The organism is Cytobacillus sp. MT66 (assembly GCF_058792595.1).
On sequence record NZ_JBXAFB010000005.1, the window covers coordinates 181,754 to 195,024 of the forward strand.

A 13,271-nucleotide genomic window follows, 5' to 3' on the forward strand; every position below is an offset into this window, starting at 1 on the left:
ACGGTAACTAGATTGCCTAACTAGATTGCCTAACTAGTGCCGGAAATCCAGACACCCTCGCCAAAACGGTAACTAGTTCCCCGAACTGCTGCCGAAAAAACCAGCCCCCAATCCAAATCAGTAACTAGTTCCCCCAACTACTCCCCAAAAACCCGACGCACCCTCTAAAAGAGTAACTAGTTTCCCGAAATGCCTTAACACAACCAGCTAATCTCCCAAAACAGCCACTTGTTCCCGCACCAAACCCCTCCGAAAGATGAACCTCGCTCATGTTTCTGTTAAAATAGTAGCAGAATAAATACAGGGAAGTGCCGGCATGATCAAGCAGATGTATCCGAAAAACGGGCGCGTCATTTTGCATGTTGATATGAATAGTTTTTATGCCTCCGTGGAAATGGCCTATGATCCAACACTGAAGGGGAAGCCGCTTGCTATCGCGGGAAATCCGGAGGAGCGCAGAGGAATTATCGTTACCTGCAGCTATGAAGCGAGAAAATTCGGTGTGAAAACTACTATGCCTCTTTGGGAAGCGAAGAAGCTTTGCCCGCAGCTCATCGTGAAAACACCTAACTTTGAGCGGTATCGGGCGGCGTCCATCGGCATGTTTGAAATTCTAAACGAATATTCCAAGCTTGTTGAACCTGTTTCTATTGATGAAGGCTATGTCGATATTACCGAAAGCTATGAACATGGCACGCCTATCAAAATTGCCGAAACGATTCAGCGGCAGATTTTGCAAAGGCTCGATCTTCCTTGCAGCATTGGCATTGCGCCAAATAAATTTTTAGCAAAAACCGCTTCTGATATGAAAAAGCCCTTAGGGATCACGGTCCTCCGCAAGCGTGATGTTCCGAACATCCTTTGGCCCATGCAGATCGAAGAGATGCATGGTGTCGGCAAAAAAACCGGTGCTAAGCTGCGGACCATCGGCATCCAAACGATTGGCGACCTGGCTAAGGCAAACGACATCCAGCTAAAAACGCTCCTTGGCATCAATGGCCAGCGCCTGAAAGAACGGGCCAATGGCCAGGACAGGCGGCCGGTTGACCCTGAAGCCGCATCCGAATTCAAAAGCATCGGCAACTCAACGACCCTGCCCAAAGACATTGCCAACCAGCAGGAGCTTTTCCATGTTCTCGAGCATCTTGCAAAGACGGTTTCTGTCAGGTTTAAGCGAAAAAAAGTTCTTGCAGCGGGACTTGGCATTACCATCCGCTACAAAGATCGAAAAACCATTACAAGAAGCAAAAAGCTGCCAAACCCAATCCAAAAAGATGAAGAAATTTTCCTGGCAGCAAAGCATTTATTTTTAAAACATTGGAATGGAAATCCGGTCAGACTCCTTGGCATCACAGGAACAGACCTTGTTGAACAAAATGCCGCGGTCAAGCAGCTCGATCTATTCAGCTATGAAAAAGAGGCAAAGAAGGAACCGCTTTTTGAAACCCTGGGCAAACTAAGGGAAAAATACGGCACACATATTATCGAAAGTGCGGCCGGAATGCCGGAAGTAAAGAAAAAGCAGGAGCAAATAGGAACGGAAACAAGCTTTAACAAGGATTTTTTGCGAGAGCTTCCTTTTAAAAAAGATGAATAAAAGAAGGGACGTACAAAGATGACAAAGGCACAATTTGGAGTAATTGGTTTGGCGGTTATGGGGAAAAACTTAGCCATGAATATTGAAAGCAGGGGCTATTCAGTGGCCGTCTATAACCGTTCACGCGAAAAAACAGATGACATGCTCAAAGAAGTAAGCGGGAAAAATATCACTGGTACATATACGTTAGAAGAGTTTGTTAACTCTCTTGAAACACCGCGAAAAATTATGCTGATGGTCAAAGCGGGCGCACCAACGGACAGCACAATTGAACAGCTGAAGCCGCTTCTAGATAAAGGTGATATTCTGATTGACGGAGGAAACACACTATTTACCGATACACAGCGCCGCAACAAAGAATTAAGTGAGCTTGGTTTCCATTTTATCGGCACAGGCGTGTCCGGCGGGGAAGAAGGCGCACTTCATGGCCCATCGCTCATGCCTGGTGGACAGCGTGAAGCCTATGAGCTGATTGCGCCAATTTTTAAAGATATTTCCGCTAAGGTTAATGGGGATCCTTGTACAACCTATATTGGTCCGGACGGTGCAGGTCATTATGTAAAAATGGTTCATAATGGCATCGAATACGGTGACATGCAGCTCATTGGCGAGTCGTATTTTCTTCTCAAGCATGTGCTTGGCTTGAATGCAGCTGAGCTTCATGAAGTTTTTTCCGATTGGAATAAAGGGGAACTTGATAGCTATCTGATCGAAATTACCGCTGATATTTTTACAAAAACAGACGAGGAAACTGGCAAGCCGTTAGTGGATGTGATCTTGGATACCGCTGGGCAAAAGGGTACTGGAAAATGGACAAGCCAAAATGCGCTCGATATGGGCGTACCGCTTCCGATTATTACGGAGTCCGTTTTCGCCCGGTTTATTTCTGCCATGAAGGATGAGCGGGTGGCCGCAAGTAAAGTGCTGCGCGGACCGTCCCAAGCTGCTTTTTCAGGCGACAAGCAATCGTTCATTGAATCTGTCAGAAAAGCGCTCTACATGAGCAAGGTTTGCTCATACGCGCAAGGGTTTGCACAAATGCGCGCGGCATCCGAAGAATACGGCTGGGATCTAAACTATGGTGATATCGCGATGATCTTCCGCGGCGGCTGCATCATTCGTGCGCAATTCCTGCAGAAAATTAAGGACGCTTATGACCGTGATCCTAATTTGAAAAATCTGCTGCTGGACCCGTACTTTAAAGAAATCGTGGAAAGCTACCAGGATGCACTGCGCGAAATCATCGGCACTGCTGTCCGGCAGGGCATCCCTGTGCCGTGCTTCTCTGCCGCTTTAGCTTACTATGACAGCTACCGCACGGAAGTGCTCCCTGCCAACCTCATCCAGGCACAGCGCGACTATTTCGGGGCACATACTTATCAGCGCATCGACAAAGAAGGCGTCTTTCATACAGAATGGATGGAAAAATAAGAACAGTAGGAGCGTCTGGGATTCAAGTCCCAGGCGCTTTTTTTGTCTAAAATATTAAAGCATTTTGTCGAATTAGCAACATTCAGTTTTTTAGTTAGTTCGTATGCTATGCTGAATTTGTAGATATTAACAAAAATATAGTCAAAAAGGCGGTGTTAAAAATGAAAGGAAAGAGTATGCTATCTGCTGTTTTAATCCTTGCATGTGTGACAAGCGGGGGAATGATTGCGAATGCTGAGGCTTTTACAAAGGCGAATGTGACGATTTACGGCGGAGGGATTCATTTTGCAGAAATTCCGCAGGATGTAGATTTTGGTGAAATTACGCTTGACGGATTGGAGATAACGAAAACATCCCCCATGTCGCTGCTCTCTGTGGTTGATGCAAGGGGTACCGGGGATGGCTGGGCAGTACAGATTTCAGCTAGCCAGTTCACAGACACAACGGCTGCTAAAAGGTTAGCAAAGGGATCTCTCGTGTTGAACAAACCAGTCATTGCTGCTGGCTATAATAATCCTTCTGCCAGCCCATTCATCAGACAAAGCTTTGGTATGTCCCAACCGATCGACGGTTATGGCGAAATTGCGTTTATTAATGCTGACATGGAAGCCGGGCTCGGCAAATGGAACTTCGATTGGGAAGGCAGTGATGCGTTGAAGCTGACTCTTAATCCAGGATCAACGAAAATCGGAACCTATGAAAGCACCATTACTTGGACGCTGATTACGAATCCGAATCCTTAGTTCTTATAGGGGGAAATTTTTATAAATATTTGTGAAGTAGTTCACATGTTAATAACCCTAAATGGGGGGATGGGATTCCATGCAATTTTTGAAAAAATATCTGTTTATCATTTGTTTGGCTATTATTATTTTTCCAAAGCAGGTGCACGGCAGTTCATTAATGGAAGTGCCATCTAGCTTTCAGTTTCCCTCAGTTACATTAACCGGAGAAACACAAGATGTTCAGGGCGGGGGCGGCAGGATTGTTGTGGGGGATTTGCTTGGTTTACTAGAAAACTGGCGAGTAACCGTTCAGGCCGCGCCAATTAGACAAGTCGGGGGAACAGGGATCACGCTGCCGATTGGATCACTTCAGCTTAATGGCCCAAGTGCGGGAAATAATACATATGCTCATTACATCAAAGAAGGAAGTCCTTGGATTATTGACCGAGGTGAGCCTGTTGAAATATTAAATAATGGATTACTTGTTCTTGGAATTGGCACGATATATTCATTTGATTTTGGATACGATCCATTTCAATTAACGATTCCTTCAGGGACTAAATTGATCGATTCCGGACAAGAATCTGCGGATTATGAGACAACTATTACCTGGACGTTAATATCCGCTGGAGTATTGTAGCCAGCTTGTAGAAGGTGAAGTTATGTGGAAAATAAGCAAGATGCTCGTTGCAAGCTTATTCATATTTTTAACGTATCCCGTTCCAGTTTCTTTTGCATCGGAAGCAGGGGCGATCCCATTTGAAGTATCGCCTATTCTGCCGGACAACCAGCATGGCGATGTAAGAGGCTATTTTGATTTAGATGCTGTTCCTGGGCAAAAGGATAAGATTTTTATCATGGCTAAGAACCTAAAGGATCACCAGATCACGGTAAAAATAACGCCATTTAATGCGATGACTTCAAATAATGGGGAGATTATTTATGATGTAAAGGCAAAGGAAGATCGGTTCATTGAGCTGCAAGCTGATTTCAAAAAGCACATTCAAAACGAAAATCAAATAGTAATTCCAGCTAAATCGAGTGTGAAAATTCCTTTTGAGATTAGTCATCCTGACGCTGCAAAGGGCATGGCGCTTGGGGGAATACATGTGATTGCGGAAAATGAAGCTATAAGTGAAGAAAAAATCGAGCAGGAACATTCAACTTTTCAGATTAAAAACCAAATTGCCTATGTTATTGGGCTGAAAATCCAGTATCCAGAAAAGGCAGAACCTGATTTTTCATTTGGTGATGTCCGGCTCGATATTCTAGACGGGAAGCCCAAGCTGGTGCTAGAAATGAAAAACTCCGCTCCAGCGGTGATCAAAAATGCTAAAATCCAATATTCGGTGGCCGATAAGCGCGGGACGGTCATTCTTGATGGCACACTTCCCGAAGTTGGCATGGCGCCAAATACAAAGTTTGATTACCCTGTGCAATGGCTTGACGGTGAAATCAAATCTGGGGAATATGAGATCAGCCTTGCCGCTGAATATGGAGGCAAACAAATCACAGACACGAAACAGTTAGCTGTTGAAAAAACGGATGACGTAAAGGAATTCAATAAGCAGACGAAAGCTGAGGCAGCAGACACGGGGATTGCCTGGTGGAACTACCTGTTAACCGCACTGAATGCGATCGTGATTTTTCTATTTGTAGCTCGAAGGTTAAAGAAGAGGAAATAGCCCGTTTTGTTAAAAAAGGGGGTCTGACCATGGGAGAATCAGACCCCTTTGTCTTTCTAACGTCATGGTAGGTGTCTCATGGACAGAGCCCGAGCAAAAAACAGCATGAGTGTCCATGATAGAGCGTCTCATGGACAGAGCTCGAGCAAAAAACAGCATGAGTGTCCATGATAGAGCGTCTCATGGACAAAGCCCGAGCAAAAAGCAGCCAGAGTGTCCATGAGCGAGCGTCTCATGGACAAAGCCCGAGCAAAAAGCAGCCAGAGTGTCCATGAGCGAGCGTCTCATGGACAAAGCCCTAGCAAAAAACAGCATGAGTGTCCATGATAGAGCGTCTCATGGACAAAGCTAGAGCAAAAAGCAACCTGAATGTCCATGAGCGAGCGTCTCATGGACAAGGCTAGAGCAAAAAACAGCCGGAGTGTCCATGATAAAGCCTCTCATGGACAGAGCCAGAGCAAAAAGCAGCCAGGGTGTCCATGATCAACCACTCACATCACACTCACGGACAAACCCCAGCACACAAACCAACCCCCCGCTAAAACCCCTAACCTAACAATTCTCCACATCCAAATCCGTCACCGGCCACCAGAAAAAGCCATCTTTTTCAAGAAGCTCATCTGCTTCCCGCGGACCCATCGTTCCTGATGAATAATTCGGGAAGTTCTCAGCTTTTGTGTTTTCCCACACATCCGAAATTTTATCAACAAAGCTCCAGGAAAGCGCAACCTCGTCCCAATGCGTAAAGTTCGTCGCATCACCGCGCATACAGTCATACAAAAGCTTTTCATATGCCTCAGGCGTATTGATGCCATCCACACCAGTATTGGAAAAATTAAGCTTAATCGGCGTGGCATCCATATGCTGCCCTGCTTTTTTGGCGTTCAAATAAAGCGTGATTCCTTCCTCAGGCTGAATATGGATCACTAGTAAGTTCGGGTTCAGTGTTTTTTCCGATTGATAATACAAATTCATCGGGATATCTTTAAACTGGATGACAATTTTCGTTGACTTGGCGGCCATTCTTTTTCCGGTACGGATGTAAAAAGGCACGCCCGCCCAGCGGAAATTATCGATTAATAGTTTTCCGGCCACAAAGGTTTCGGTATTGGATGCTGGATCCACATTATGTTCATCGCGATAATCTGGGACCTCTTGGCCTCCCATAACACCAGCACCATACTGGCCGCGGACAAAATGCTTCTTAACACCTTCGCCCTCCAATGGCCGCATCGCCCGCAATACCTTTACTTTTTCCGAACGGATTTCTTCCGTGTTCAGCCGAATCGGCGGTTCCATTGCAAGCAGGGCAACCATCTGCAGCATATGGTTTTGCACCATGTCCCTCAGAGCACCGCTTGTTTCATAATAGCGTCCGCGCTCCTCCACACCTAGCACCTCGCTTGAAGTCACTTGGATATTGGAAATATAGCGGTTATTCCACAGCGGTTCAAAAATGGCATTCGAAAACCGGATGACCTCGATATTCTGAACCATTTCTTTTCCAAGATAATGATCAATCCGGTAAATTTCTTCCTCGGAAAAAGCTTGCCTAATTTGTTCATTTAGCTGTTTAGCTGACTCTAAGTCATGCCCGAACGGTTTTTCAATAACTAGACGCTTAAATCCGGCCACATCGGTCAGTCCGTCTGATTTCAAATGCTCAGCAATCGTCCCGAAAAACTCCGGCGCCATCGCTAGATAAAAAATTCGATTGCCCTCAAGTTCGTAATGGTCGTCCAAATTCTCCGCAATATCCTTTAAGCTCATATACGAGCCAGAATCGGTCACATCATGGGAATGATAGTAAAAATGCGAGATAAATTCATCAAGATCTCCGGCATCTTTAATCGCTCCTCTAACGGAATCTTTTACATTTTGCTGAAATTCTTCGTTGGAGAGCGGTCTTCTGGCCACACCGATCACCGCAAAACTATCGGAAATTTTCCCCTTTTGTATTAATCGGTAAATGGACGGGAACAGCTTCCGCTTGGCGAGATCTCCAGTCGCTCCGAATATCATAATCAATGCCTTCGGTTTTTCATTATGTATCAAAGTATGTAGCTCCTTTTTGAAAAATAATATATGACAATCTTAATCGTTTTTTAATTTTTAGAAAAGAAGTTTTGCTAGTCCATAGTTATTTTTTGCGGAAAATGAATTACTATCCGTATAGTTCCTTATGGTATAGTTAACGTATTGAGTAGGAGAAGGGAGTCATCTTATGGATGTGTTTTTCCTTGGAACAGGAGCGGGAGTACCTGCCAAGCTGCGCAATGTGACCTCGGTAGCATTAAAGCTGCTTGAAGAGCGTGGCGCGATTTGGCTTTTTGACTGCGGAGAAGCAACGCAGCACCAAATTCTTCGCACACCAATCAAACCGCGGAGAATTGAAAAAATTTTTATCACGCATATGCACGGCGATCATATATACGGCCTGCCCGGACTGCTGGCCAGCCGTTCCTTTCAGGGCGGGGATACCGAGCTGACTTTGTACGGACCAAAGGGAGTCAAGGATTATGTGCAAATATCTCTATCAGTCAGCCAGACTTATTTGAAATATCCGTTGACAATTATTGAAATTGACGAGGGTACGGTATTCGAAGATGAGCAGTTTATCGTTGAGGCACGCCTGCTTGAACATGGCATTCCATCGTACGGGTACAGAATCGTGGAAAAAGACAAGCCAGGCACGCTTTTAGCAGACAAGCTTACCGAGGCAGGCATCCAACCAGGGCCTATTTATAAAAAAATAAAAAATGGCGAAAAAGTTGAACTAGAAGATGGACGAATCATCAATCCGGCAGATTTCGTTGGTCCTGCACAAAAGGGCCGTATTGTCACTATCCTTGGCGACACGAGAAAATGCGCGGCAGCCTACCATCTAGCGAAAAATGCCAATCTATTAATTCATGAATCAACATTCTCAGCTGGTGAGGAAAATTTAGCATACGAGTATTTTCATTCAACAACATTACAGGCAGCAGACGTGGCAAAAGAAGCGGGTGCAAAAGCGCTCTGCCTGACTCATATAAGCTCAAGATATGACCGGAATGATTGGGCCATCCTTGTTCAGGAAGCGCAGACCATCTTTGCAGACACAGAAATAGCCGAGGATTTTAAAGAAATCCATATTCCGCTTGAAAAATAAATACGAAAGGAACAGCACACGATGAAAACGGTATACTTAATTCGCCACGCGGAAGCTGAAGGGCAGCCATTTACCGCTAATTTGACAAAAAAAGGAGTCAAACAAGCAGCAGACCTCGTAGCTTTTTTCAAAAATAAACCAATCGACTGCATTTATTCCAGCCCATATAAGCGTTCCCTTGATACCATTCGTCCGCTTGCAGAATCGCGCGGCTTGGAAATAAAGGAAGATCATCGTCTCGGCGAGCGGGTGCTCAGTTCTGCATACCTTGAGAATTGGCAGGAAAAGCTTAAGATGAGCTTTGTCGATATGGAGCTTGCTTTTGAGGGCGGAGAATCCAATCATGCGGCCATGGAAAGAGCAGGGTCTGTTTTAAGCGATGTCATCCAATCCGATGATGAACACATCATTCTTGTCAGTCATGGCAACTTAACAACCTTAATGCTTCGCCACTTCAACGAAAGCTTCGGCTTCGAACACCTCATGGACATGTCAAACCCAGATGTGTACGAAATCGTTATTGCTAATGAGCAAGCGACGCTAAAAAGAATCTGGAACGATTAGTTCTTCGGATGATAAGAGAATTTGAAATGAATATTTGCAGATTGAAAAATATTTCTGAATTATTTTCTATTGACTAAACCTATTCTGGCATAATATAATCTACTAATAATTATTATATGAATATAAAGCCGCGAAGAGTTTTATTAAGTCTTATTTCCCTGTAGCTAAGAGAGTCAGTGGCTGGTGAAAACTGATACATAGGTAAGATGAATTTCAGCTTGGAGCTTTTCTTTATCACTTAAGGCGATAAAGACGGTTTAAACCGTTAACATTTAGAGTGGAAAGTCACAGTCTTTCAAAAAGGGTGGTACCGCGTGAGTGATCACGTCCCTTTTTTTGGCTGTGGCTTTTTTGTTTTTCATGTTCGGGAAAAGCTGCACAATAAAAAAAGGAAAACTTGCTCAACAAATTCAAAAACATCTAGATTTAGAAATGAAAAGAGGGGAATACTTATGCAGGAAAAACAACAATGGTCATCAAAGCTCGGTTTTATATTAGCATCAGCAGGATCTGCCATCGGGCTCGGAGCGATTTGGAAGCTGCCATACGTAACAGGAATGAGCGGCGGCGGAGCCTTTATTTTATTATTTATCATCTTTTCCCTGCTTGTTGGATTTCCGCTTTTGCTTGGTGAATTCGTCATCGGACGAAGCACGGGAAAGGAAGCTATTTCGGCCTATAAAGCGATTGCACCGGGGACGAAGTGGCATTGGATTGGCTATCTTGGCGTATTTACCTGTTTTCTATTATTATCCTTCTATAGCGTCATAGGCGGCTGGATTATCCTGTATCTTTTTAAAACAATTACAGGCACGCTTTCTGGCAACTATGAAGCGATGTTCGGAAGCACCGTATCAGATCCGGTTACGGTTGTCATTTTCCAGGGACTCTTTATGATCATTACGGTTGCCGTAGTAGCACGAGGGGTGCAGGCTGGGATTGAACGCGTAAGTAAAATAATGATGCCAGCGTTATTTGTGTTATTCATTATCCTGATCGTGCGCTCGCTCACCTTGGATAATGCCATGGCCGGAGTGGAATTCTTTTTAAAACCAGATTTCACAAGTTTAACTTCAGAAGGTATTCTATATGCGCTAGGGCAGTCCTTTTTCTCGCTTAGCGTCGGGGTTTCCGTTATGGTCACGTACAGTTCCTATTTATCTAAAAAGGAAAGCCTGCTGCAGCCGGCCATTTCGGTTGTCGTGATGAATCTATTTATTGCGATTTTAGCAGGATTGGCCATTTTTCCAGCGGTCTTTTCACTAGGATTCGAACCAGCAGCGGGACCGGGCTTATTATTCATTGTCCTGCCATCTGTCTTTGATCAAATAATATTGGGAAAATTATTCTTGATCCTTTTCCTTGCCTTATTCCTATTCGCGACGCTGACATCAGCGTTCTCAATGCTGGAAATCGTTGTCGCTGCTACAACAAGCAAAAGGGAAAAAGGCCGGGGTGCAATGTCCTGGATCGTTGGGGCCGCTATTTTCGCTGTCGGCATCCCATCCGCTTTGTCATTTAGCACACTGTCAGACATTACTTTTTTCGGAAAAAGCATTTTTGACAGCGCGGACTTTCTCGTCAGCAATATTCTTATGCCAATCGGCGCACTGCTCATCTCCATCTTCGTTTCTTATAAAATGAAGAAGGACCTTTTAAAGCACGAGCTCATCCAGGGATCGAAGGACTTAACAGCCGTATTCACCGTTTGGCATCTGCTTATGCGCTACATTGTGCCAGTTGTCATTATCGTCGTGTTCCTTGATTCACTCGATATTATTTAAATATAAAAAATGTTATAATGTCATTATTATTTTAGGGGAGTCATTGTGCGATGATCTCCCCTTTGTATTTTTTCTAGAAATACGAGAAATAGGGGATTTGCATGCTTTTTCCAAATAAAATGATGGCAAAATATCCAGAAGCAGCTACGCTGATTCTAACTGCACTAATAACTGCGTTTGCAAGTGAACTAAAAGTCATCCCCTTCGATGGGGCCGCCTTTCGTTTTGGGTTGGGAAGTATTACATTTTTTCTGCTGATTCTCATTTGGCCGCCAGCATCGATCATACGAACAGGTCTCGTAACCGGGATAATCATTATTTGTTTTAGGACCGCGGAGGACCTTCTACTATATGAAATTCCTATGGGGGTCAGCATAAAAAGTCATCTGCCAACCTTTTTTTATTACTTTTTCTTTGCCCTTGGCCTGCATAAAATTAAAGTGGAAAGGTACAAAACATCTCCGCTGATTTTAGGTGCCTGGGCTGCCCTATTTGAATTTATTGGAAACAGTACAGAATACTTGACTCGCGAATGGATGATGAACGAGGAAAAACTGGATATATGGACGTGGATGTTAATAGCAGGGGTGGCCATTTTTCGCAGTTATTTTGTTGTCGGGTTATATAGTTCTATTACCATTTCTGAACAAAAGAAACGGATGCAGGAAATGCTTGAAGTCAACTCAGAATTATATGGGGAAACACTTTACCTGCAAAAATCAATGAATCATATCGAGCAAATTACTGCTTCCAGCCATGAGTTATATCGACAATTAAAACAGCAAGAGCAGCACCAATTAAGCATTCAGGCATTAAAGATTGCCCAAGAAATTCATGAGGTGAAAAAAGATTCACAGCGAATTTTATCTGGGCTCACAAAGGTGACGAAGCGAGAACCGCATCGCTTTTTCCTGCTTTCCGATGTGATCCAGCTTGTCATTTCTGCAAATCAAAATTATAGTCATCTTTTAAAAAAGGATATTATCTTTCATATTGACTGTTCCGTAGATTATGAAACGAATCAGCAAATACCGCTGCTAGCCCTGTTGAACAATCTGACAGCCAATGCGGTTGAATCCATTACCGAAAAAGGCGAAATTCATTTTAAAATATTTGAGGAATCATCGTATACTTGTTTTGTTATTAAAGATTCTGGCAAAGGGATTCCAAAAGAGGAAGCATCAGTTATCTTTGAACCAGGATACACAACGAAATTTAACGTTCAAGGTGTGGCCGCAACGGGAATTGGCTTATCACACGTAAAAGAGATTGTTCAAGAGCTTCACGGGCAAATTCAGATCGATACCCCAGAAAAAGGGGCTATTTTTCGAATCCTTCTCCCAACGAAAATGATACGAAAGCGAGTTGAATAAAACTGCGTTATTTTATTGTAGATGATGATATTGCAAGCAGAACGATGCTGAAGAAGATCATAGCCCAAGGTGAACTTGGTGTTGTCATTGGCGAGGCCGAATCCGGAGCGGATAGTCTTTCAGCGATCCTCACTATTCATCCAGACGTTGTTTTAATCGACTTGCTCATGCCGGAAATGGACGGAATAGAAACGATTGAACAGTTGAGGCTAAAAGGATTCCAAGGACAATTTATTATGATTTCTCAAATCGTTAATAAAGAAATGGTTGCAGAGGCTTATAAAAAAGGCGTTGAATTTTTTATCCATAAGCCAATTAACCGCATTGAGGTCCAGACCATTTTAAAAAAGACAGCCGATCAAATTCAGCTAAAACACTCATTATTAGTGATTCAGGGCTCCTTTGCCCAAAACCATTCATCCACTGTGGTGAAAAAACAACAGCAAAGCGTCAAAGAGATTGTATTATCAATATTAAATGATATGGGGATTATTGGGGAGTCAGGAAGCGATGATATTATTCTAATGATGGAGGTTTTAATTCATAAAAGCAATCAAGCTGTTCAATTGCCGCCATTAAAAGATTTATATGAATCTGCTGCGGTTAGAATGGGAGCCGAAAATGTTAAAAAGGAATGCAAAGCAATCGAACAGCGGATTCGCAGAACCCTTTTAACAGCAGTAAATAATATTGCATCTTTAGGTTCGATCGATTATACGAATCCTGTGTTTGAATACTACGGCCCCCGCTACTTTGACTTTGAAACCATCAGAAATCAAATGATGTATTTTAAGGATGGCCGAAATGGGCCAATAAAGGTAAAAGTAAATATAAAAAAATTTCTGCAATCCCTCTATCATGACACGCTAGAAAAATATCATGAATGATAATGCAAATAATTTTATAGTCATATGAGATTATTTTTATGAGGAAAAATGTCGGATTATGTCGGATTTGATAG

Annotated in this window: 11 protein-coding genes and 1 other annotated feature; of the genes, 10 read left to right on the forward strand and 1 reads right to left on the reverse strand. The window is 43.4% G+C overall.

All coding sequences use genetic code 11. The features are described from left to right. The first annotated feature begins 319 nt into the window (after positions 1-319). From AC1Q59_RS11265 to AC1Q59_RS11285, 5 genes are all read left to right on the forward strand, one after another. Entirely contained in the window at positions 320-1,597 is a 1,278-nt protein-coding gene (locus AC1Q59_RS11265; protein ID WP_492366088.1) for a DNA polymerase IV, read from the forward strand. 18 nt (positions 1,598-1,615) lie between these two features. Further along, entirely contained in the window at positions 1,616-3,028 is a 1,413-nt protein-coding gene (gene gnd, locus AC1Q59_RS11270) for an NADP-dependent phosphogluconate dehydrogenase (RefSeq protein WP_492365917.1), read from the forward strand. Positions 3,029-3,189: 161 nt separating this feature from the next. Beyond that, a complete protein-coding gene (locus AC1Q59_RS11275; RefSeq protein WP_492365918.1) occupies positions 3,190-3,771 on the forward strand; it encodes a WxL domain-containing protein in 582 nt (193 codons plus the stop codon). Between the two features lie 79 nt (positions 3,772-3,850). Beyond that, positions 3,851-4,393 (forward strand): WxL domain-containing protein, encoded by a 543-nt coding sequence (locus AC1Q59_RS11280; protein ID WP_492365919.1) that lies wholly within the window; start codon positions 3,851-3,853, stop codon positions 4,391-4,393. Between the two features lie 22 nt (positions 4,394-4,415). After that, on the forward strand, positions 4,416-5,438 hold the full coding sequence (locus tag AC1Q59_RS11285; protein ID WP_492365920.1) for a DUF916 domain-containing protein: 1,023 nt from the start codon (positions 4,416-4,418) through the stop codon (positions 5,436-5,438). Positions 5,439-5,990: 552 nt separating this feature from the next. On the opposite strand, the gene zwf is transcribed toward AC1Q59_RS11285, so the two are convergent. Beyond that, on the reverse strand, positions 5,991-7,493 hold the full coding sequence (gene zwf / locus AC1Q59_RS11290) for a glucose-6-phosphate dehydrogenase (protein ID WP_492365921.1): 1,503 nt from the start codon (positions 7,491-7,493) through the stop codon (positions 5,991-5,993). A 169-nt stretch (positions 7,494-7,662) separates the two neighbouring features. On the opposite strand from zwf, the gene rnz reads away from it, so the two are divergent. From rnz to AC1Q59_RS11315, 5 genes are all read left to right on the forward strand, one after another. Beyond that, positions 7,663-8,589 (forward strand): ribonuclease Z, encoded by a 927-nt coding sequence (gene rnz, locus AC1Q59_RS11295; protein WP_492365922.1) that lies wholly within the window; start codon positions 7,663-7,665, stop codon positions 8,587-8,589. A gap of 21 nt (positions 8,590-8,610) precedes the next feature. Continuing rightward, on the forward strand, positions 8,611-9,153 hold the full coding sequence (locus AC1Q59_RS11300) for a histidine phosphatase family protein (protein WP_492365923.1): 543 nt from the start codon (positions 8,611-8,613) through the stop codon (positions 9,151-9,153). A 121-nt stretch (positions 9,154-9,274) separates the two neighbouring features. Then, positions 9,275-9,488: a binding site (T-box leader), on the forward strand. Between the two features lie 117 nt (positions 9,489-9,605). Continuing rightward, the gene (locus tag AC1Q59_RS11305; RefSeq protein WP_492365924.1) at positions 9,606-10,937 is read left to right on the forward strand and encodes a sodium-dependent transporter; all 1,332 of its coding nucleotides are present in this window, start codon (positions 9,606-9,608) and stop codon (positions 10,935-10,937) included. A gap of 101 nt (positions 10,938-11,038) precedes the next feature. Then, entirely contained in the window at positions 11,039-12,310 is a 1,272-nt protein-coding gene (locus AC1Q59_RS11310; RefSeq protein ID WP_492365925.1) for a sensor histidine kinase, read from the forward strand. Between the two features lie 2 nt (positions 12,311-12,312). Further along, complete coding sequence (locus tag AC1Q59_RS11315) at positions 12,313-13,197, forward strand: response regulator (protein WP_492366089.1); 885 nt, start codon at positions 12,313-12,315, stop codon at positions 13,195-13,197. Positions 13,198-13,271 lie beyond the last annotated feature (74 nt).